23 protein-coding genes are annotated in these 20,057 nt (G+C 52.1%); 21 read left to right on the plus strand and 2 right to left on the minus strand.

The annotated features are described in order from the left end of the window. Nucleotides 1-16 precede the first annotated feature (16 nt). Nucleotides 17-1,003, plus strand: a complete 987-nt coding sequence (locus NYE69_RS16440) for a dihydrodipicolinate synthase family protein (protein WP_328271252.1) — start codon at nt 17-19, stop codon at nt 1,001-1,003. Here NYE69_RS16440 and NYE69_RS16445 read toward each other — a convergent pair. Next, nucleotides 978-3,302, minus strand: coding sequence for an Ig-like domain-containing protein (locus tag NYE69_RS16445; protein WP_328271253.1), 2,325 nt, complete (start codon nt 3,300-3,302; stop codon nt 978-980). The two genes, NYE69_RS16440 and NYE69_RS16445, sit on opposite strands and share 26 nt — an antisense overlap. A 431-nt stretch (nt 3,303-3,733) precedes the next feature. Between NYE69_RS16445 and NYE69_RS16450 the strand changes: the two genes are divergently transcribed. From NYE69_RS16450 to NYE69_RS16475, 6 genes are all read left to right on the plus strand, one after another. Beyond that, the gene (locus NYE69_RS16450; protein ID WP_340927068.1) at nt 3,734-4,264 is read left to right on the plus strand and encodes a hypothetical protein; all 531 of its coding nucleotides are present in this window, start codon (nt 3,734-3,736) and stop codon (nt 4,262-4,264) included. Nucleotides 4,265-4,390: 126 nt separating this feature from the next. After that, nucleotides 4,391-4,966: a DUF1572 family protein gene (locus tag NYE69_RS16455; protein WP_124332900.1), complete on the plus strand. Its 576-nt coding sequence runs from the start codon at nt 4,391-4,393 to the stop codon at nt 4,964-4,966. Between the two features lie 17 nt (nt 4,967-4,983). Continuing rightward, on the plus strand, nt 4,984-6,516 hold the full coding sequence (locus NYE69_RS16460; RefSeq protein WP_124332901.1) for a YcdB/YcdC domain-containing protein: 1,533 nt from the start codon (nt 4,984-4,986) through the stop codon (nt 6,514-6,516). An 824-nt stretch (nt 6,517-7,340) separates the two neighbouring features. Then, nucleotides 7,341-7,694 (plus strand): DUF3139 domain-containing protein, encoded by a 354-nt coding sequence (locus NYE69_RS16465; protein WP_340927072.1) that lies wholly within the window; start codon nt 7,341-7,343, stop codon nt 7,692-7,694. Between the two features lie 55 nt (nt 7,695-7,749). Continuing rightward, complete coding sequence (locus tag NYE69_RS16470; protein ID WP_036623799.1) at nt 7,750-8,310, plus strand: GNAT family N-acetyltransferase; 561 nt, start codon at nt 7,750-7,752, stop codon at nt 8,308-8,310. A gap of 50 nt (nt 8,311-8,360) precedes the next feature. Next, the gene (locus tag NYE69_RS16475) at nt 8,361-9,170 is read left to right on the plus strand and encodes a GNAT family N-acetyltransferase (protein ID WP_328271256.1); all 810 of its coding nucleotides are present in this window, start codon (nt 8,361-8,363) and stop codon (nt 9,168-9,170) included. A gap of 123 nt (nt 9,171-9,293) precedes the next feature. On the opposite strand, the gene NYE69_RS16480 is transcribed toward NYE69_RS16475, so the two are convergent. After that, nucleotides 9,294-10,541 carry an RICIN domain-containing protein gene (locus tag NYE69_RS16480; RefSeq protein WP_328271257.1) on the minus strand — a complete coding sequence of 416 codons (1,248 nt, stop codon included), beginning with the start codon at nt 10,539-10,541 and terminating at the stop codon, nt 9,294-9,296. Nucleotides 10,542-10,747: 206 nt separating this feature from the next. On the opposite strand from NYE69_RS16480, the gene NYE69_RS16485 reads away from it, so the two are divergent. The 14 genes from NYE69_RS16485 (at nt 10,748) to NYE69_RS16550 (ending at nt 19,987) form a co-directional block, all read left to right on the plus strand. Further along, nucleotides 10,748-11,308 (plus strand): AAA family ATPase, encoded by a 561-nt coding sequence (locus NYE69_RS16485; protein WP_328271258.1) that lies wholly within the window; start codon nt 10,748-10,750, stop codon nt 11,306-11,308. Nucleotides 11,309-11,329: 21 nt separating this feature from the next. Then, on the plus strand, nt 11,330-11,968 hold the full coding sequence (locus NYE69_RS16490) for an NUDIX hydrolase (protein ID WP_328271259.1): 639 nt from the start codon (nt 11,330-11,332) through the stop codon (nt 11,966-11,968). Nucleotides 11,969-11,989: 21 nt separating this feature from the next. Then, the gene (locus NYE69_RS16495) at nt 11,990-12,439 is read left to right on the plus strand and encodes a VanZ family protein (RefSeq protein WP_328271264.1); all 450 of its coding nucleotides are present in this window, start codon (nt 11,990-11,992) and stop codon (nt 12,437-12,439) included. 33 nt (nt 12,440-12,472) lie between these two features. After that, complete coding sequence (locus tag NYE69_RS16500; RefSeq protein WP_328271260.1) at nt 12,473-12,931, plus strand: GNAT family N-acetyltransferase; 459 nt, start codon at nt 12,473-12,475, stop codon at nt 12,929-12,931. A 73-nt stretch (nt 12,932-13,004) separates the two neighbouring features. Then, nucleotides 13,005-13,520, plus strand: coding sequence for a hypothetical protein (locus NYE69_RS16505; protein WP_328271261.1), 516 nt, complete (start codon nt 13,005-13,007; stop codon nt 13,518-13,520). Between the two features lie 39 nt (nt 13,521-13,559). Further along, nucleotides 13,560-14,291 (plus strand): SDR family NAD(P)-dependent oxidoreductase, encoded by a 732-nt coding sequence (locus NYE69_RS16510; RefSeq protein WP_328271262.1) that lies wholly within the window; start codon nt 13,560-13,562, stop codon nt 14,289-14,291. A gap of 29 nt (nt 14,292-14,320) precedes the next feature. Continuing rightward, nucleotides 14,321-15,202, plus strand: coding sequence for a pentapeptide repeat-containing protein (locus tag NYE69_RS16515; RefSeq protein WP_340927074.1), 882 nt, complete (start codon nt 14,321-14,323; stop codon nt 15,200-15,202). Continuing rightward, nucleotides 15,199-16,119: an AraC family transcriptional regulator gene (locus tag NYE69_RS16520; RefSeq protein ID WP_328272228.1), complete on the plus strand. Its 921-nt coding sequence runs from the start codon at nt 15,199-15,201 to the stop codon at nt 16,117-16,119. The genes NYE69_RS16515 and NYE69_RS16520 overlap by 4 nt, the downstream gene beginning before the upstream one ends. After that, nucleotides 16,116-16,814, plus strand: a complete 699-nt coding sequence (locus NYE69_RS16525; protein WP_328272227.1) for a YjjG family noncanonical pyrimidine nucleotidase — start codon at nt 16,116-16,118, stop codon at nt 16,812-16,814. The genes NYE69_RS16520 and NYE69_RS16525 overlap by 4 nt, the downstream gene beginning before the upstream one ends. Before the next feature lie 380 nt (nt 16,815-17,194). After that, nucleotides 17,195-17,368 carry a hypothetical protein gene (locus tag NYE69_RS16530; protein ID WP_328272226.1) on the plus strand — a complete coding sequence of 58 codons (174 nt, stop codon included), beginning with the start codon at nt 17,195-17,197 and terminating at the stop codon, nt 17,366-17,368. Nucleotides 17,369-17,405: 37 nt separating this feature from the next. Further along, nucleotides 17,406-17,927: a GNAT family N-acetyltransferase gene (locus NYE69_RS16535; protein ID WP_328272225.1), complete on the plus strand. Its 522-nt coding sequence runs from the start codon at nt 17,406-17,408 to the stop codon at nt 17,925-17,927. 63 nt (nt 17,928-17,990) lie between these two features. Next, the gene (locus NYE69_RS16540; RefSeq protein ID WP_340927075.1) at nt 17,991-18,485 is read left to right on the plus strand and encodes a GNAT family N-acetyltransferase; all 495 of its coding nucleotides are present in this window, start codon (nt 17,991-17,993) and stop codon (nt 18,483-18,485) included. Nucleotides 18,486-18,606: 121 nt separating this feature from the next. Beyond that, entirely contained in the window at nt 18,607-19,113 is a 507-nt protein-coding gene (locus tag NYE69_RS16545) for a GNAT family N-acetyltransferase (RefSeq protein WP_340927076.1), read from the plus strand. 451 nt (nt 19,114-19,564) lie between these two features. After that, entirely contained in the window at nt 19,565-19,987 is a 423-nt protein-coding gene (locus tag NYE69_RS16550) for an NUDIX hydrolase (RefSeq protein ID WP_328272221.1), read from the plus strand. Nucleotides 19,988-20,057: the final 70 nt, after the last annotated feature.

Below are 20,057 nucleotides of genomic sequence, written 5' to 3' on the forward strand. Positions count from 1 at the left end.
AAGGAAGGTTGTACGAATGAATAACACGGATGCCGTGAAAAACGCATGTACTTGGGGGTTGATCCCCGCCGTGCCCGTGCCCCGCTATTATACGGGACAAATCCACGCGAAAGCGCAGGAAGCCTACGCGCAGTATCTTTCGGAACAGCCGATCGCCGGCGCCGCCGTTTGGGCGCATACGGGCAGAGGGCTGCATTTGGATCGGCATGAGCGCAAGCAGGTGCTGGAGGTTTGGAAATCCGCGCTGGGCGAACAAAAACTGCTGATCGCCGGGGTGGGGGCGATTCCCGACAACCGGCTGCTGGGGAGCATGAAAATCCGCCAGTGGGAACGGGACAGCCTGGGCATGGCCGCCGATGCGATTCATTGGGGGGCCGACGCCCTGCTCGTGTTCCCGCCGGCGATTTTCAAGGGGCTGCCCCCCGGGGAACGGGATGAGGCGATCGTGAGCTATCATTGCAAGCTGTCCCGGTTCGGCTGCCCTTTGGTGCTTTTTTATTTGTATGATGAGGCCGGGGGCGTGTCGTATTCCGCAGAAGTGCTGCGGGAACTGCTCGCGCTGCCCCGGACGCTCGGCATCAAAGTGGCCACGCTCGACAGCGTCATGACGCTGCAGGATGTGTCCACCCTGATTTCGTCCGAGTTCCCGGAGAAGCTGCTCATCACCGGGGAGGACCGGATGTTCGGTTACTCGCTGATGCGCGGGGCCCGCAGCGCCCTGGTCGGATTGGGCGCCGCGTTCCCGGGCATCCAGCGCGATCTGATGCGGGCGTTCGCAGAGGGTAATTTCGAAACCTTTCTGGCGCTATCCTCGCGGGTTGACGCCTATGCCGAACGTACGTTTATCCAGCCGATGGACAAATACATTTTGCGGATGCTGTGGTGCCTGGCGTTGTCCGGCGTCATTCCGGAGGAAGCCGCCCATGATATCGCCGGATATGAAATGACCCGCGTGGAAATCGAAGCGCTCCGGCAGGTTATTGCGGATCAGGCGTTGTACTGAAGGCCGCCTTGGACCACGAGGCGGTCGCGTTTCGCCGCTCATCGTAGGCGGACGCCCAATAATAGCCGGGGGCCACGATCCGCTGCGGCCAGAAACCGGCTTCGCCGGAAGGGAAGGTCAACGCCTCGGAGCTTCCGGTGGCCAAACCGTCCGCGTCGGCCCGCATTTCGATGTATCGGCCTCCGCTTTGCGTAAACCGGCCGTATACGGCGGCGGTCACGCCAGCGCCGGTTTCCAGGTCGACGATGTGCAGCGACACCTCGGCGCGCGTCCCGTTAAAGACCACATCCATATCGCCGATGATCATCGGTCGCAAATACGTGGATGCCGTCGCGCTTGAGGTTGCGGAGGTGGCGGGACCGACATTTCCGCTGATATCCATGGCCGCAACTTTGTAGTAATAGGTCGTATCCGGCAGCAGGCCCGAATCCTTGTAGGTCAAATTCCGCGAGCTTCCGGCGAGACTGCTTTCATTCGCGGTAAAATCCGGCTCCGTGCTGCGGTATATCAAATAATGCTCAATGTCGGAGTCGTCCGTGGCCCGGCCGAAGCTTAGGCTGATGCTTTGATAATCGAAGGCCGACGCTATCGGCTGGCCGCTTACAGCGGACGGGGGCGAGGTATCCTCCGGCTTGACGCGCCACAAACGGCCGTCCGGTCCCCAGACGGAAGGCAGCCAGCGGATGGAATCGTAGTGGTGCATGGCGATCCCCGCAAACGCGGGATTGCCGTTGAACGCATCGTACACTTTGTCGAGCTCCGCTTCCATGTAAGTCCGTCCCTCTTCGCGGAAGGTGATCGTTTCAGGATCGCCGCTGTTTGCGATATCGAGCGTTTCCACGCCGACCACGACGGAGTTCGGCTTGCCGATCGCGTTGGCGTAGGCCAGTTCGCCTTGCGCCTGGGCGATGATGCCGGCGCTGCCGTCCGCGGTATCGCGGTAATCCATGATCGAAATATAGTCGCTGATGTCCTGGACATGCTCGGACAGCCATTTCGTTTCGCCGTTCCACGTAATATCGCTGGAGCTGGCGCTGCTGTCGAACCAGCGCGGGATGGCCGGCCCGAAAGGCAAGTCGATGCCGGCGGCGTCCCGGCGGCCGATCATTTTTTGCAGGAGATCCAGGTATTGCCGCTGAACGGAGGGCTTTTCGGCTCCGAATTCGGGCAGGATATAAGGTTCAATGTCCACGTTGACGCCGTCAAAGCGTTCGTCCGGCGCGGAGGAGATGTTGTAGTTGATCACTTTTTCCATCTCGCGGATCGCATGCTCGTGATATGGTGTAAGCGCTCCCAAATATGGGGGAGTCGTACCGCCGGCGATACAGGCATGAACCTGGTACCCGTTGTCGTGCGCCCACCGCACGAAATCGCGGACTTTTTCCGGATATTCCTCCAGGATGTCTACCCCGCCATAGGGGAACACGCCGACATAAAAAGTGGTGATCGGATCCGAATCGAAGGTGGAGGTGTCGTCGGCAAACGCTTTTAGCGCGGTCCGCGAACCCGGGTTGAGGAACAGGTTGTAGGCCGCTTTTTCCCAAATCCACATGGCCCGATCCTGTTTTGCAAGCGTAATATCCTCGTGGGTTCCGCTGCCGGTGGAAGCATAGACGGTTAAGCTGCGGCCGATGTTCCCCCGCGAATCGACGGCCCTGGCCTCAATGCTGGAGGTTTTGTTGCCGAGTCCTTTTGTGTTCCAGTTGTACTTGTATACTTTTCCGGATTTCCCCGCCCGTTTCCACGCTCCCCCGTTAATTCTCACCTCCACTTTCGTCAACGGGTTTGGGGAGGCAACGGAGACTTGAACCGTCGTGCCGGAACCTTTGACCTTCTCCCCGTCGCGCGGGCTGATGATGGTCACGACCGGCTTCACCGCTTCCGGATTGTTTACGGTGATGACGGCAGGGGCGCTGGTCACGCCATAACGGGTAGTGCTGTTCGTTCCTTTGGCGACCAAAGTGATCTCTCCGTCATACCGGCTTGTGTCCAGTTCGGCAGACCATATGCCCGATTCCGCGCCACTTTCCCCTTCCATCCGGGTATCGAGCTGCTCGGTGCCGCCTACGATCAGTTTGATGTCGTAAGCTTCGCTATAACGGCCGGATACGGTGATCGTCCCGACGTCCACATCCTCGCCGTCCGCAGGCGTGTCGATGGTCAAGGAGGACTCGGCCGATGCGGCGGGAAGCGAAGCCAGGGGCCATAGGGGAAGCAATGCCGCGGCCAGTAGCGCGATGCAGAGCCTAAACAACCAACAGGAAGCGCCGCCTTTCCGCTTCAAACGATGAGCTAACATCTTCATCTCCCTCACTTTCACGCGGATGAGCACCCGCCGATTTTTTCTCATTGTAGCGGCAATATTTGCAAAGGAAAATATCCGTATATCGTCCTTTAAAGCGGGCTTGTCTTGGGTGTTGGTGGGGGATGCGGGGATGCCGGTATGCGGGGATGCGGTTTGGCTGATTGGAAAAATCCAATAGATTAGCCTTAGAAACTGCTGAATCGGCTGTCTGATTGGAAATATCCAATAGATTTGCTCGGTCAGGCTCTTTTTTTCAATGTTGGGGTAAATCTATTGGAAAAATCCAATCAACCCTGCTATTTGGAGGTAGGCTCCAAATTCTATTGGATATTTCCAACGTGAATTGAGCAGCGATTCGTTTTATGGCAGAGCATGCCTATAAAGCATGCTATACTGGGATTATCCGGCGAATAAAGGAGCTATATATGATGCTCAAAGAGACACTTCAACACTTTCTGCAACAACATTATCCAGGCGCCTATCAAGTAAATACGGAACAAGTTGATTTTTCGGCGGCCGAGCGGGAGCTGGGGTTTACGCTTCATCCGGAACTGCAAGAATATTACGGGAGTTTTTATTTTGTGGAGCTGGAAGGGGTTATCGATGAGTCCCAGGTACCGCCCACGGATCAATGGGAAAACTGGTTTGAATTCAATAAAGAATTTAAGCTCCATATCGCGCTTCAAGGATTGGACCCAAGCCAGACAATGAGTGAACAGCTCATGTATAACTACACCGCATGGACCGGCGGAAATGACTTTGGGCAGCGGATCTGGATCGGTTCCATTTATGCGAATATCGGCGAAATTTTGCTCGTTTTCAACAATCAAACGGGGGCGGTTGAATGGATTGACACGGAATACGGAAACTTTGGCGATTTGCAGCAAGATCCGAATGGCATGCTAACCCATTCCATCACCGAATTGATACAAGCGTTAAAAGCCATAAAGCTGTAGATCTGGATACCGGCGAAAGCAGATGCCGAGAACCGTTTGATCCGTTTCGGAATCGTATTTCCCAGGAGCAGGTATCTATGTTAAGATATATGCAAATTCTGGAAGGAAAAGAAGGAGGAACATCCCATGGACGTGAATCAAATCTATCTGGAAAGCGTAGAGAAGCAATTTCTTTACTATAAAACGCTGGGAGAAAAGGCGATGGCTCAATTGGAACCGGACCAATGGTTCGCCGCTTTTAACGAGGATTCCAACAGCATTGCCACGATCGTAAAGCACCTGTGGGGAAACATGCTTTCGCGCTGGACCGATTTTCTTACGTCCGACGGGGAGAAACCTTGGCGCAACCGCGATGCCGAGTTTGAAAATGATATCCGTAGCCAAGAGGAACTGCTGCAAAAATGGAACGAAGGCTGGGATTGCTTGCTCAGCGCCATTCGTTCCGTCCGGCCGGATCAATTGACGAAAATTGTTTATATCCGCAATGAAGGCCACACCGTTATGGAGGCGATCAACAGGCAGCTGGCGCACTACCCTTACCATGTCGGGCAGATCATATATGCCGCCAAGATTCTGAAGAAATCGGACTGGGACAGCTTGTCCATCCCAAGAAACCGCTCCAATCAATATAATAAGACAAAATTTTCGCAAGACAAGGCCGTCAAAAACTTTACCGACGATGAACTGAAACGCTTGAAGTAAGGGAGGAAGCCACACTCATGGGCATTGATTTCAATCAATTTCGCCAAATCGCGCAAACCATTGTCACAATCCCCCCGCATTACCGGCTGGAGATGGAGGACAGCATCCCTCAGGAGGAAGAGCGGGAACGGTGTTTTATTTGGGAGGATCCCGGCGATGAGGAGCAGCAAATTGAAGTCTCCCTGGATATCGCCACGGGAGTTCTTACCCGGTTAAGCATAAACGGGCCGGAGGGGGATAACGGGGCGGAAACCGCAAGCCTTTTGGCGGATGAAGATAAGCTTAAGCTGGCGAAAAAGGCTGCGGATGCCTTTGTAGCCGAATATCATCCCGAGCCTGGCAAACTGACCTTCTGCGAAACGATGAAAAGACGAATTCCGTATACGTTCGCCTATCGCCAGGAAGCTTTGGGCTTGCCGCTCCCGGAAACGGGGTGCGAGCTGACGGTGGATCACCGCTTCAACGTCACCCGTTATCGGCTGGAAGGACGGTTGGACAAGACGATTCCTATACCGGGCCGGCCGGAGGCGATCGCGCCTGAAGCGCAAGTTTTAGAGGACCACAAGCAACGTCTGCGGATGAAACCCATTATTTTAAACCTGCATCCTTCCATCTATGAAATGAAAGGCAGCGAATCCGAATACCGCCTTGTTTATGAGCCGGAGCCGGACCACATCCTGATCGACGCGGCCACCGGCCGCGACCTGTTCGGACCTGATCATTATGTTTTGCCGCCGAGCCGTCCGCTATCTTCGAGTGAGGACATAACGAAAGAGGCGCCTCTTTCGGAAGAGTCCTGGGAGCAGCGGCTGGGTATCGATATGAACCGGTATGTCCTGGAAAAATGTTCGGACGATGAGGAAAGAATCACACGGATCTATCAACTTAAGACGCAAGAGGAAGAGGAGGTTGAACGGGATCCCCTGTCGGCGGAAGGTTATATGGAGCGAAAATGGGGGGACAAGCTGCGCTTATTCCGCAAAACTTCGATTATGGTGCAGGTGGAAAAATCGACGGGACGGCTGGTTGGTTATCACCATACGGGCTGTGGCGAGGAAGGAAGTCCCGTGTTCAGCCGAGCCGAGTGCTGGGAAGTGGCGGAACGGTTTTTGCGGATGGTTTTCCCGGATTATACGAAGTATCTCCAACTGCAAATGGATGCCGAGGACGAGAGGGAAGAGGAGCGGTCCAGGGAATTTTTTTACCTGCCGGTTTATATCGGCGGCATCGCCCTTCATCTCGAACGGGTAACGATCAGCGTGTGCACTTCGACCGGGACCGTTTGCATGTATATGGGGACTTCTTATGAGATGATCGAGGCTCTCGCTTCAAGGCGATTCCATCCGGCGATTACGCCCGAACAGGCCTTCGAGTTATATGCCGGGCAGCTGAAACTTCGTCTAAAGTGGTTTCTGGATCGTGATCAGGAGGCGCCGGAATACCGGCTCGTGTATCAATCCGATCCTGCGGCGGCGAACCGCCGGGGGGAAAAGCGCCGCCTCGCTTTTATCGACGCGGTGACCGGGGAGTTCATTTTGCGGAGGGAATAGACAGGAAACCCGGCCCCGCCCAGAAATCGGCGTTTGACAGCCGGCTACCGGAAACGGCCAACCAACTGTCGGCGGGAGCAACCGTGGCAGAATCAACCTTCGGCAGGAGAAACCGTTGGCAGGACCAACCGTCGGTAGGAGCAACCGTCGGCAGGACAGACCAACTGTGGCAGGACCAACCGTCGGTAGGAGCAACCATCGGTAGGACCAACCGTCGGTAGGACCAACGTCAAGAGCAAACGTCGGTAGGACCAACCGTCGGTAGGACCAACGTCAAGAGCAAACGTCGGTAGGATCAACCGGTCGGCAGGACCTCAAATTAGCGGCACTTTATGTACCTATTATCGGGAAATGATCATGCTGGTTCCCATTAGCGGCATATTTTGTACTTATTTTCCTATGAATGGTCCGAAGCGCGGGTATTTCCTTGCGGTTCGAGAAAATAGCAACATAAATTGTCTCTATCTCTCCCAAATGGACGGATATCGCTGGAATAACGGCATTTTTTGCCTTTATGTTTTTCTCGCTGGAGTTTTTCAGACAGCCTGGCGGTTGCAAGCCTGGCGGTTGCAGTTTTTCTCGGCGCAATATCATCGCGCTGGAAAGCTGAACGGGTTAGGATGAAGATGATTTTGTCAAAAAGTTTTAAGCCAGAAAATTAGGTCTTCATCCGTCTTTGAGGAGCGGTTTGTGTATTATGAAACGGTTCCGGTTTATTCCAAACCTCATCCAAGGCGTCTACTATAAACCTAACTCCGAATTTGAAGGATACATCAGAGCGTTTTTTAAGAAGTATTTCGATAGAAGGTTCTAAAAACAAAGGAATGATTCCTATCAGAAAAAAGTTTAAAACGGGGTTGGCCGTCCTTTTGATTATGTTGGTCGCAACGCCTTTTGTGTATGTTCAGGCCAACAAAATCATCTATGCCCAAAGAGTAACCCATTATCTCCTCGAAGAACAACATTATGCAAAGTCGGATATCAAGTCGGTTAAAGGCGTATGGGGGATCAAAATGCCGGCTTTTTACGCGGTAGTGACCTTTAAGGATGAGCCTTACGTCGAATATGTTTATTTTGCGCACAATGAGGTGCTGCAGTTCAACTACAGACTGACCAAAGAAGGGCAAGAGAAGGGGATTACCAAAACCGATCTAAAGCATTACGTGCCTTATGATTGAAGCCGAAGGTACAACCGTATCCCTGCAGAATGACTTAAATAAGGAGCGACGGAAGATGAAGTATTTCAAAAAAATGGAAGCGGACAGGCTGTATTTGTCCCCGGTGAATCCGGAGGATATCGAAACATACACGAAGTGGATCAATAACTTATCTTTGTCTTTGAAAATAGGTTCTCCCGCTGAAGTGTTCAGTTTGCCGCGGGAACAAAGCGTGCTCGAAAATATGGCCCGGGAAGGGCAAAATTTTGCGGTCGTGTTGAAAAATAATGACGAACTGATCGGGAATTGCTCCTTGTTTGCCATCGATCAGGTTCGCAGAGTCGCGGAGCTCGGAATTTTTATCGGCGAAGATCGGCAGAGAGGTATGGGCTACGGGGCGGAAGCCATCAAGCTGCTGTGCGAATACGGTTTTAAAATACTAAACTTAAACAACATCATGCTTCGGGTTTTCGAGTTTAACGAGCCGGCCATCAAGTGTTACGAAAAAGCCGGGTTCCGCCTCTTTGGCAGAAGAAGCCAGAGCTATCTCGTTAACGGAAAAGCTTACGACGAATTATATATGGAAATTTTGCGAGATGGGATGACCTCCCGTTATCTGGACGCTGTGCTGCCATAAAAGGGAAAAATGATATTTCTATCGCCAATATATTTTTTGCGAGGTGGGACATGCCCAATTTGCCGTCAGAAGCTTTAATCCAACAAATCGTTTCATCTGAAAACGACTATATGTATGATCGCATGTTGGCCATTCAACACAGGCCGGGCAATCCGGAAGGAGTTGAACTCCGCCGGTTCGGCAACGCCTTGTGCATTTACAGCCGGACCATGCCCTGGCCTTCTTTTAATACCGTAAAAGGATTAACCGCTGCGGACGCGGAATTCATCGACCCGATCCTCGAGTTTTACCAATCGAGAGGACGAACCCCCCAATTTGAACTCGTCCCGTCGCTTGTGGATCAGAATATACTTGCCCGTTTGGCCGAACGCAGATTTTTTCAATCGGGATTTCACACCTCTTTATACCTCTCAGAGCTCCAAACCCCCCATATTGACGAGATGGATGGAATCACCGTTAAAGAACTTCAGGAAGACGAGTTTATGACTTATGCCATGATTCATTGCCGGGGAACGGGGTTGTCGGACGATGGCATTCCGTATGTCGCCGAAAATAACAAGGTGCTTTATGGCAGGCCCGGCTGGAATTTTTATTTGGCCTATGTGAAGGAGGAGCCTGCCGCCGCCGGCGTAATGTATATCAAGGGCGGCATAGCATCGTTCACTTTTGCGGCCACTTTGCCGCAATTCCGGAATCGTGGCTTGCAGCAAAGGCTGTTGCATCGGCGGATTGCGGAGGCATCCCGCCAGGGCTGCAAGCTGGCCGTCGGCCAGTGCGCTTTTTTATCGCAAAGCCACAGAAACATGGAGCGGGCCGGCATGAAAATCGGCTACGTCAGAACAAGCTGGATCGCACGATAAAATGGAAGGCGGGGGGGAAGTGTTGGTGATGGAGCTGTTAGCTGTTATGAAGCAGCAACGGGAAACCCGCCGCTCAACGCTCCCGGGTTTCCCGTTTGTCGTTCGATCATATGCCGCTTAGTTTTAGTTCACTTTCGTAAACAACCATTTCTGCGCATCCGTTCCGTTGTCGGTGTATTGCTGAACCGCCGCGCCGTCCGCCGTAGAGGCGCTGGACACGTCCATGACCAGGCCGCTGACTTTGGAGACCAGCTTATAGTAGCCTCCGCCTACATCGACAATTTTCCACCGCTGGGCATCGGTTCCGTTATCGTTCCACTGCTGCAGCTGCACGCCGCTGGCCGTGCTTGAGCTCGGCACATCCAGCACCTTGCCGCTGTGCATCGCCGTCAGCTTATAATAACCGTTGCCCATATGCTCCACCTTGAAGCGCTGGTTGGTTGCGGTGTAATTGGTCCACTGCTGCATTTTGGCCCCGTCCGCCATGGAGACGTCCGTCACGTCCAGCACTTTGCCGCTGGCTTTAGAGGTCAAAGTATAAACGGCGCCGCTTTCAATGTTGGATGAACTGTTCGAGGCTTGATATACCCGCACATAGTCGACCAGCATTTGCGACGGGAATGGCGTCGAGCCGTCCGGACTTCCGGGCCAATTGCCGCCGACCGCAAGATTCAGCAGAATGAAAAACGGCTTTTGGAATTCCTCGGTGTTCCCGGTCCCATTTTCGATATAAAATTCATTGAATTGATTGCCGTCCACGAACCAGCGAATGTATTTGGAGTCCCACTCGATGCTGTACGTATGATATTGGGAAAAGTCCAGGTTCCCGGATGTCCGTCCATAATCCGCATGCCCGCCCGCATCCCAATGTACGGTGCCGTTTACGAACGGATTGTGGTTAACCCGTTCCATAATATCGATTTCCCCGCAATAAGGCCAGACGACCGTGGAAATGTTGGAACCCAGCATCCAAAATGCCGGCCACAGCCCTTGTCCAGAGGGAAGTTTGATTCTGGCTTCCACTTTGCCGTAAGTAAAGTTTTGCAGCCCTTGGGTTTTGATCCGGGCCGAAGTGTAATTCATGCCGCCATAGGATTCTTTCTGTGCCGTGATGACCAGATTGCCGCCCGTCACCTGCAGGTTCTGCGGCCGGTTGGTGTAATACTGCAGCTCATTATTTCCCCAGCCTCCGCTGCCGGTACCGATTTCGGCGGTCCAGTTGGCCGTATTCAGCGAGGAGCCGTTAAATTCGTCGCTCCAAACGAGTTTCCAATCGGTTGCGGCGGAAGCGCTGGGAGCTGCGGCGGGGAAGAAAGACAAGATGAGAGTGAACAGCAGAAACAGGTAGAGAGGTTTACCAAGCTTCAACATTTTTTTTCACTCCTTTTAGTAGTTTGACTTGCTAATTTCGTGCCCGGCAATCTTAGATGCCAAATGGTAGCGCTATCAATGAAGTTATTTCCATTATAAGGTATGAAATTACATTTTACAACTAATTTTTTCATATTTTCCAAAATCGATTTATAGAATTCAGAAAATGGATGTATAATCATGGGAATGAGGTAGGAGGGAAAGCTATGAAATTCATCGTTTTGTTCGGGCCGCAGGCGGTGGGCAAGATGACCGTCGGACAGGAGCTGGCGAAAATCACGGGACTGAAATTGTTCCATAATCATATGACCATAGATTTGGTCTCTAATTTCTTTGACTACGGTACGCCGGCCGGAAAAAGACTGGTCAGCTTGTTCCGCCGGGAAATATTTGCAGAAGTGTCGAAAAGCGAGCTTCCGGGGTTGATTTTTACCTATGTGTGGGCGTTTAATCTGCAGGAGGATTGGGATTACGTTCGGCAAATCAGCGGTTTGTTCGAATCCAGAGGCGCCGAGGTGTATTGGGTCGAGCTTGAAGCGGATTTGGCCGCAAGGCTGGAACGAAACAAGGATCCGCACCGGTTGCAGCATAAACCTACGAAAAGAAACATTGAACGTTCCGAGCAAGATTTGTTGAAAACCATGGAAAAATACAGGCTGAACTCTTACGAGGGCGAGATCCAGACAGAAAACTTTATGAAAATCAACAATACATTCCTAAGTCCGGAAGAAACCGCAAAGGCCATTCGGGAAAAGTTTCGGTTATAATGGAACAAAAGGAGAAACCACATGAACGAAACCGAATATTTTGACGTTTTTACGCCGGATCGGATCAAGATAGGCAAGGAAGCCCGCAGCGTTGTCCATGCCAAGGGATTGTGGCACCAGACGTTTCATTGCTGGATCTGGAAGCGGACCACGGAAGGAGCTTATCTGCTGTTTCAGTTGCGCCACAAAAACAAAGACGTGTTTCCTTCACTGCTGGATATTTCCTGCGCCGGACATTTGCAAGCAGGGGAGGACGTGCGGGACGGTGTGCGCGAACTGGAAGAGGAGCTTGGGATCGCGGTGGCGATTGACGAATTGACCTATTGCGGCATGGTGGCCCAGGAGCACATCGTATCGCCTCAGTTAATCGACCGGGAATTTAATCATGTGTTTATTTACGAGTATGGCCGCGATCTGAAAGACTACCGCATCCAAGCGGAGGAGATTTCCGGGCTGTTTTGGGTGCGGCTTAGCGATTTCCGGCGATTGCTCAGCGGGGAAACTAAGTTTCTTTCCTCGGACGGTCTCCTCATAGACGAAGCGAACGGAGCGTCGAGCAGCTTGACGAAATCATGGTCCCTTGGCGACTTCACGCCCAATACGCCCCAATATTACGAACTGCTGTTTGCGAAGATGAAGGAGCTTGCAAAGGAATTCTGAGGGGGGATGATCGTGGCATTGATGAGATCCGTGCGCGGCAAGGCAATCATTATGCTCATCGGTTATTCGCTGCTATTAATCTACTGGATGCTTTTTGGATTCGGCAGAGCATCCCATAATACGTACATGTATAATCTCAAGCCTTTCTCCACGATCCGCCTTTATCTTCACTCGTATGATTTTATGTCCGGAATCTGGCTGGTCAATTTGATTGGAAATATCGGCGTCTTCGTTCCGTTTGGCATCCTGCTGCCGCTCGTTTTTCGGGGCAACCAGAGAAGGTCATGGGCCGTTTTTATAATCGGCGTTTTTGTGTTGGAGTCGCTCCAGCTTCTATTAAAAAGAGGAAGCTTTGACGTAGACGATTTTATCTTAAATACGTTAGGTTTTGGGCTGGGCTTGGGAGTATATAAAATCTGCGAATGGATGATGAGCCGTGGACATAAGGACAGATCAAAGCAAAGACCATAAAGCTGTATTATACATTAATAAGGAGAATATCTTATGAACACCCCTATTTCAATCAAACAAGCCGGTCCGGAGGACTTGGAGGCATTGGCTGCATTGTTTAACGAGTATCGTATCTTTTATGAGCAAGCTTCCGATATGGAGGGGGCCACACGGTTTTTGTCGGAACGGCTGTCCCGGAATGAATCCGTTGTATTTCTGGCTCTCGATGAGGCTGATCAAACGCCGGTCGGGTTCACGCAGCTGTATCCGTCCTTTTCTTCGATATCGATGAAGCGTTTATGGGTTCTCAACGATCTTTACGTGCGGGAGGAGTACCGCAAACAGGGGGCGGGGAAGCTGATGCTGGAAGCGGCTAGAACTTATGCGCTGCAGACGAACGCCAAAGGACTGGAGCTGTCCACGGCCATCGCCAATGAGCGGGCCCAGCGGCTTTACGAAACAAGCGGATATATCAAGGATACGGAATTTTATCATTACTTTTTAACTTTGTAGTTGTTTGTCATGGGCATGCTGGATCGGGAATTTTTCGGATGGCCCTAAAAAAAATCCGCGGGAGATGAACGGCGTGGAGCATGGAGAGTTTGAGGAACTTTTTTTGAAAATTACGTACCACCGAATGTGCGACATGTACTGGCCAAAGTTAAAAATCGCCCTGGAAGGGGTGGAACGGGAAATTCTATGGCGCGAACCTTACCCGGCGGGAAATACGCTGGGAGGGATTGTTTTGCATGTGTGCGAGCATATCGCCAGAAGCTGCCTAAGGCTGCAAAATTTAGAGCGGCAATTACAGCCCGGTTTCGAGAACTACTTTCCGGCTAATGGACAGACAGCCGAAGAGCTGCTTGCTTTGTTCGAAGCCCAGCTGGATGATTGGAAGCTGCTGATGATGAAATACTTAAGCCGCGAACAGGCTCTCGATCAAGAGCAGGTTCACCAGTTGTATCATTTGGCCGAACATACGGGGTATCACCTGGGCCAGGTGCTGGACCGCGTTCAGGCCGCGACCGGCCGAAAGTTTGCTTTTACCCGAAACGGTCTGAACGAGGCCTCTTTGCGGGAAAAAATCGACGCCAAAGCGTGAAACTGCAGGCCCGGAAAAGCTGAACAAAGGAGAACGACCATGTTATCGACACAGAAAATTATCGTCACCGGTGCTGCCTCCGGCATCGGCAAGGAAATTGCCTTGCAATGCTTACGGGAAGGAGCCTCCGTCATCGCGTGCGATTTAAATAAGGAGCGGCTGCACGAGTTGGCGCAGACTGCCGATTCCCCGAACTTGTTTACGTATAAGGTGAATGTACGCCATTATGACGAAGCGGCCGCGCTGTTTGCGGCTTTGGATAGAGAGCATGGCGACGCCGACGGGTTAGTGAATAATGCGGGAATTTACCTTGGAAAAAACATCCTGGATTATAAGCAAGAGGAAATCGACAGCGTACTGGATGTGAATATTAAAGGCGCCGTGTATTTTTCGCAATTTTTCGGAAAACGGATGTTTGAGCAGCGTAAGCAGGGGGTTATCGTCAACATGTCCTCCGTCTCCGGCCTGGAAGGAAGCTCAGACGCCGTTTATGGACTTTCGAAAGCGGCCATTATGGGGCTTACCAAAAGCTGCGCCATGAATTTTGCGCCTTATGTCCGCGTCAACGCGGTCGCGCCTACCATGGTGGACACGGCGATGATGGAGCGTATTCCGGAATGGCGGAAGCGGGAGTATGTCAGCCATCAATTGATAAACCAGCCGTTGACGGCGGAGGACGTGGCCCATACCGTGATCTTTTTGTTGTCCGAAAAAGCAAGGCATTATACCGGAGCGACGTTTGATATAAACAGCGGCTGTTATTTAAGATAAACCTGAAACCAGTGGGGGGAGATTGGAAAATGTCCGGAGAGCAACTTCATAAAGAGCAGCCGCAAGGCAGGACCAGAGCTGATCTGCAAGCCGACTGCGAGCATTGCTTTGGCCTGTGTTGTGTGGCGCTGCCTTATGCGGCGTCGGTCGATTTTGCGGCCGATAAAGCGGCGGGGCAGCCCTGCTCCAATTTGCGGGACGACTTCCGCTGCGGCGTCCATGACAGCCTGCGGCAGCGGGGGTATCGGGGCTGCACGGTTTACGACTGCTTTGGGGCGGGGCAGAAAATATCGCAGGTAACCTTCGGCGGAATCAGTTGGCGGGAAGCCCCGGAGTCCGCGGCGCTGATGTATGAACTGTTCCCGGTGATGTGGCAGCTTCACGAGCTGCTTTGGTATTTGGACGAAGCGTTGGCGCTGGAGCCGGCCGGTTCGCTTCATGAGCGGCTTCGCATGGCTTATGACGATACGGAACGGCTCACCCGTTTGAGTCCGGCCGAACTCCAACAAGCGGATGCGGGGGAACAGCGCGTGAAGGTGAATGCGCTGCTGCTGGAGATCAGCGAGCAGGTACGGAGCGCCGCGCTTCGCGGGCTTAAGGATACGGCGGGCCGCCGCCGCAAAACCTACGGGCGCGGCGCGGACCTGATCGGCGCCAAGCTCAAAGGGGCGGATTTGCGGGGAGCGAACCTGAGAGGGGCCTACCTGATCGCCGCCGATCTCAGGGATGCCAACCTTCGCATGGCCGATTTGATCGGAGCGGATTTGCGCGATGCCGATCTGCGCGGTGCGGACCTGTCGAGTTGCCTTTTTTTGACCCAAATGCAGCTGAATGCGGCAAAAGGCGACGGAAGCACCAAGCTGCCGCCGAAATTTGTCCGTCCGGCCCATTGGAACGGAGCGAGCGCATGAGCGATTACCTGGACCGGATCGAAAGCGTAAAGGCGTATATGTTGCAAAATTTAGGTGAAAAGCTGAGCCTGGAGCAATTGGCCGAGGTATCCCATTTCTCCAAATATCACTTTTCGCGGGTGTTTGCGGCGGTGACGGGGGCGACGCCCATGGCATATATGAACCGTCTGCGGTTAAACCAAGCGTTGGCTTACTTGCTGGAAACCGATAAAACGGTGCTGGAAATTTCCGCGTTGTGCGGGTTTGAATCGGCCTCGAATTTCAACGCCGCGTTCAAGAGGCATTTTGCCAAAACGCCAAGTGAAGTTCGCCGGGAGCGGCAAAAGGACCGCAATTTTTCATTATCTTCCCGCAATAACCAGGAAGCTGAACCCGCTGCCTCCCTGTATGATTCAAATAGGAATCATAATTTTTTGAGGAGGGTTTGGCAAATGAACGTAATGATGAAGGAATTGCCCGCTTTTGAAGTGGCTTATGTGAGGCATGTCGGCAGTTATCTGGAGACGTATAAGGCTTGGGCGAAGCTGGGCGAGTGGGCGGGACAAAACGGGCTGTTTCCGCCGGAGCAAGCTTTTATCGGGATTTCACTGGACGATCCGGCCGCCACGGAAGAATTCGCCTGCCGTTACGATGCCTGCGTAACCGTGCCGGACTCGCTGAACCGGGAAGACGCTCCGCCCGAAGTGCAGTTCAGGACGCTGCCGGGGGGACTTTATGCGATGTTTTATTTTTACGATACGCTGGATAAATTTGCGATTTTGTATCAAAGTATTTTTGGCGGGTGGCTGCCGAATAGCGAATACGACCCGGACGACAGGCATTGTCTGGAGTTCAGCATGAACAATCCCGCGGACGATCCCGAGGGTAAGGCAAAGGTCGAATTGTACGTTCCGGTAAAGAGGAGGACTAGCTTTTGAAGTATACGCACATCTTGTTTGACGCGGATGAAACGCTGCTCGATTTCTCGAAGGCGGAAGCATTTGCGTTAAGCGAGGCGTTAATGCATGAAGGGATTACCTGCACGGACGAAGTGGCTCAAGCGTATAAGACGATTAATAAGCAACTTTGGACCGAATACGAACAGGGGAAAATCGGCCAGGACAAGCTTAGAACGGAGCGGTTTGAACGTCTGTTCCGCGAACTGGACCTTACCGTTGGCTGCGGAGTCGGCCCGTTTAGCGGACTGTATACGCAGTTCTTGGGGAAAGCTTCTTTTTTGGTGGAAGGGGCCGCTCAGGTCTGCCGGGATTTGATCGATTCGGGCCTTCGATTGGCGATCATCACGAACGGCATCAAAGAGGTACAAATGAGCCGGATTCAAGGCTCGGAGCTGGCCGGCTGCTTTGAAGCGATTATCGTCTCCGAGGAAACGGGCTTTCATAAGCCGCAGCGGGGCATTTTTGATTATGCGTTCGACAAACTGCGGCTTACGGACAAAACCCGGGTGTTAATGGTCGGCGATTCGTTAAGCTCGGATATCCGGGGCGGAGCGGATTACGGGATCGATACCTGCTGGTTTAATCCGCGGCAGCAGCCGAATGCTTCCGGTGTCCGGCCGACCTATGAGATACAGCGCCTGGAGCAAATTCCCGAGCTTGTTGCGGGGGCGTAAAGCAGTTGGGGCAACGCAAATAATGAATTCCTAATGGCTGGTCTGTCCGTTTTCCTGGGGCAGGCCGTTTTTTTTATAGAGAGTAGCTCCTCTTGGTAGGGTCAAATGCAAAAGTGCAGCTTATTTTCGAAATATTCGCTTATTTGAACCCATGAGATGCAAAAGTGCAGCTGTTTGGAAGATAAATGGTAGAAATTAGTAGATTTATAGAAAATGAACTGCATTTTTGCACTTCATCAACCTGGGCGGGGGATATTGGTCAAATTCAACTGCACTTTTGCATTTCGTGCGATTTCGGGGGGAGCACGCATGAAAGGTATTTAGAAAGATACCGAGAATATAGTTATTCAGTAAACCTTTAGATGGAGGGTGATCCAAGGATGAATGTCGTAGGACCAAGCTTTGGTATGTTCGAGATTTTACCTGTATTGATGCTGCTGGTGTATATTGTAGTTGCTTGTTTAGGGATTTATGCCCTTGTCTTGTTTATCAAGCTCGCCCGCCGGGGAATCGAGGCCTTGGATATTTACCTGTACGAAAAGCGGGGAAGGTAATCGCCGTTAAAATCGAGGATGGGAGGAGGGCCGCCCTATGGATGTCCGCATATCGGAAATTCTGCCCGAGCATAGAAAACTTTTTCTGAACCTGTATAACCTGTATTTATACGATTTATCCGCATTTACGGGCGAGGACCCGGCGGAAGACGGAAGATTCGATACGTCGAACAATGATTTGTATTTGGAGCGCAAAGAATTGTTCCCCTACTTTATACAATGTTCCGGCAAAGTGGCTGGTTTTGCCCTCGTCTGTGCGCCACCGTTTGTTCCTGACGAGATCGATTACACCATACAGGAGTTGTTTTTGCTGAAAAAATACCGGGGCCGGCAGATCGCGCAAACGGCGGTGGCGGAAGTCATGGGGCGGTTCTCGGGACGGGTAAGGGTAGAGCAGCTTAAGAACAATGCCGCAGCCGTAGCGTTCTGGCGGAGTTTCTACAAGCAGCATGCGATCGTTTATACGGAAACCTCCGAAAGCGTGGAAATCGAGGGTTTGCCCGGGGTTCACGAAATGCTGGCGCAGACGTTTACGTTGAGTCCAAACTCCCTCAAATAGAGTATAATTATTGGGAACGTGTTACGTCCGTTCAAATCAAAGTGGAGCCAGACGGAGTTGAATATGAACCAGCCAAATCAAGCAATCAGTCTTAGTTTATACGATGAAAAATACCTTGAGGCGCTAGAACGCTTTGAGCTTCCCGAAAATCAGGCCGAATTTACCGCCTTGCCCTCTGAGGCGCTGGACATGTCCGTAAACGACCCTGACCGCTGTCCGGTAGTTATTTTGGTGGGCGGGACAACGCTGGCCGGATTTTTCGTGCTGCATCGGAATTCGGAGTTCGTCCCCCTGGTCGGGAATCCGCGGGCCCTGCTGCTGCGCGCGCTATCGGTCGATTTCAAGCACCAGGGAAAAGGCTACGCCAAAGCGGCAATGCTGCGGCTGCCTTCGTTTGTGCGGGAGCATTTTCCGGAAGCGGATGAGATCGTGCTGGCCGTCAACCATCAAAATTACGCCGCACAGAAGCTCTATGCCGGGGCGGGCTTTGAAGATCGCGGCTTAACCAAGATGGGCCCCAAAGGCCTGCAGCATATTTATCATTTCCCGGTGAGGTAAGCGGACACTTGAAAATATACCATTTCGGAATCGAAGCGGGGAAAACGGTTGCTGCGTTTGAAAGCCAAAATTTGATCATGTCTAAAATTTTGAGTCAAACACAAATGGAGGCCCATACAAATTGATTACCTATCGGGAAATTAGGGAAGAGGACGCCGAGCGGCATTTGAACTTATGTTTGAAGCTGGATCAGGAAACGAAATTTATGCTGTTGGAACCGGGAGAACGCAAAACGTCCGCTGAGGCGCATCAAGAACGGATTCGTTCAATCACCGAATCGTCCAATTCCACGATCATCGTGGCTGAAGATAACGGTGAGTTGGTCGGCTATCTGGCAGTGAACGGTGGAGGTGCCAACAAGATAAAGCATCTCGGTCACATCGTAATCGGCATTTTGAAGGACTACACGGGAAAAGGTGTCGGAACGGCTCTTTTTCAAGCTGCCGAGGCTTGGCGAATTCATTCCGGTTCCGGCATCACGAAGTTCGAACTTACGGTCATGGTGCCGAATGAGACTGCCATCGCGCTGTACAAAAAGATGGGGTTTGAAATCGAAGGGACGAAAAAAAATTCCATATGGATGGACGGAAAATACGTCGACGAGTATTATATGGGCAAGATGTTTTAGCTCATTCCCCGGAAGGAGGCTAACATGATTCAATGTCCGTGGTGTGGAGCGCGGGTGGTACTGATTAACGATGTCTGCCCGGAATGTAAGCACGAGGTGCTGCCTGAGCATTTGGAAGGCCGGGAAACAAAAAAGGGAGTTATTCCGATGATTCCCCCATTCCTAGAGAAATAGAGGAATTTTATGTCGCTATTTTCCCCAATCGCAAGAAAATGCCCGCGTTCTGGACCATTCTTAGGAAAATAAGGACAAAAAATGTCGCTAATGGGATGAATATGCCTGGCTCCGGAATCATAAGACCATAAAATGCCGCTATTTTGATGGCCGACGGTTGGTCGTTCAGGTAGCCAATGGTTTTCGTTCCAGTAGCCTAAGGTTTGCCCTTCCAGTAGCCGGCGGTCAAGCACCGATTTCCAGGTTGAGCCATAAATTCGAGGAAAGTTGGCCTGTTATGAAACGAACGGATGTCGTGTACCTGTTGATCACAAACGAGGCGAAGACGCAAGTTCTGATGGTGAAAAACGAAAATGAAGCCTGGACCCTGCCGGGAGGCGCGGTGGAAACGGGCGAAACGCTTCAGCTGGCGGCGATCCGGGAAGCGAAGGAAGAAACCGGGTTGGATGTTGACGTGTTTGGCGTTGTCGCCGTCAATGAATTCGTGCATACGGAAAAAATGGAGCACGTCGTACTGCTGACCTTTCGCGCTGAAATTAAGGGCGGCAGACAGGAAATTACCCGGCCGGAGGAAATATTGGACATCGCCTGGGTCGACGTGAAGCAGGCGGATGAACTGATGCCTTATTATCCGGAAGGAATCAGTTCCATTGTCGCCAAAGGCGTGGAGGTTACTTATTTTGATGAAGGACAGATTTAAGCAAGCCTGACGAGAAAAAGAGGCCTGCCGGGATGGGATGATCGCCATCGCCGGAAGGCCTCTTTTCAAT

The organism is Paenibacillus sp. FSL R5-0527 (assembly GCF_038008055.1).
Lineage (GTDB): Bacteria > Bacillota > Bacilli > Paenibacillales > Paenibacillaceae > Fontibacillus > Fontibacillus macerans.

Bases quoted from the DNA above. Each gene is read 5' to 3' on its own strand.
- NYE69_RS16470 (WP_036623799.1), top strand. From the start codon at position 7,750: ATGAAGTATTTCAAAAAAATGGAAGCGGACAGGCTGTATTTGTCCCCG.
- NYE69_RS16455 (WP_124332900.1), top strand. From the start codon at position 4,391: ATGGACGTGAATCAAATCTATCTGGAAAGCGTAGAGAAGCAATTTCTT.
- NYE69_RS16540 (WP_340927075.1), top strand. From the start codon at position 17,991: ATGAACCAGCCAAATCAAGCAATCAGTCTTAGTTTATACGATGAAAAA.
- NYE69_RS16460 (WP_124332901.1), top strand. From the start codon at position 4,984: ATGGGCATTGATTTCAATCAATTTCGCCAAATCGCGCAAACCATTGTC.
- NYE69_RS16495 (WP_328271264.1), top strand. From the start codon at position 11,990: ATGAGATCCGTGCGCGGCAAGGCAATCATTATGCTCATCGGTTATTCG.
- NYE69_RS16475 (WP_328271256.1), top strand. From the start codon at position 8,361: ATGCCCAATTTGCCGTCAGAAGCTTTAATCCAACAAATCGTTTCATCT.
- NYE69_RS16530 (WP_328272226.1), top strand. From the start codon at position 17,195: ATGAATGTCGTAGGACCAAGCTTTGGTATGTTCGAGATTTTACCTGTA.
- NYE69_RS16550 (WP_328272221.1), top strand. From the start codon at position 19,565: ATGAAACGAACGGATGTCGTGTACCTGTTGATCACAAACGAGGCGAAG.
- NYE69_RS16510 (WP_328271262.1), top strand. From the start codon at position 13,560: ATGTTATCGACACAGAAAATTATCGTCACCGGTGCTGCCTCCGGCATC.
- NYE69_RS16480 (WP_328271257.1), bottom strand. From the start codon at position 10,541: ATGTTGAAGCTTGGTAAACCTCTCTACCTGTTTCTGCTGTTCACTCTC.
- NYE69_RS16515 (WP_340927074.1), top strand. From the start codon at position 14,321: ATGTCCGGAGAGCAACTTCATAAAGAGCAGCCGCAAGGCAGGACCAGA.
- NYE69_RS16485 (WP_328271258.1), top strand. From the start codon at position 10,748: ATGAAATTCATCGTTTTGTTCGGGCCGCAGGCGGTGGGCAAGATGACC.
- NYE69_RS16440 (WP_328271252.1), top strand. From the start codon at position 17: ATGAATAACACGGATGCCGTGAAAAACGCATGTACTTGGGGGTTGATC.
- NYE69_RS16490 (WP_328271259.1), top strand. From the start codon at position 11,330: ATGAACGAAACCGAATATTTTGACGTTTTTACGCCGGATCGGATCAAG.
- NYE69_RS16445 (WP_328271253.1), bottom strand. From the start codon at position 3,302: ATGTTAGCTCATCGTTTGAAGCGGAAAGGCGGCGCTTCCTGTTGGTTG.
- NYE69_RS16450 (WP_340927068.1), top strand. From the start codon at position 3,734: ATGATGCTCAAAGAGACACTTCAACACTTTCTGCAACAACATTATCCA.
- NYE69_RS16520 (WP_328272228.1), top strand. From the start codon at position 15,199: ATGAGCGATTACCTGGACCGGATCGAAAGCGTAAAGGCGTATATGTTG.
- NYE69_RS16535 (WP_328272225.1), top strand. From the start codon at position 17,406: ATGGATGTCCGCATATCGGAAATTCTGCCCGAGCATAGAAAACTTTTT.
- NYE69_RS16500 (WP_328271260.1), top strand. From the start codon at position 12,473: ATGAACACCCCTATTTCAATCAAACAAGCCGGTCCGGAGGACTTGGAG.
- NYE69_RS16465 (WP_340927072.1), top strand. From the start codon at position 7,341: ATGATTCCTATCAGAAAAAAGTTTAAAACGGGGTTGGCCGTCCTTTTG.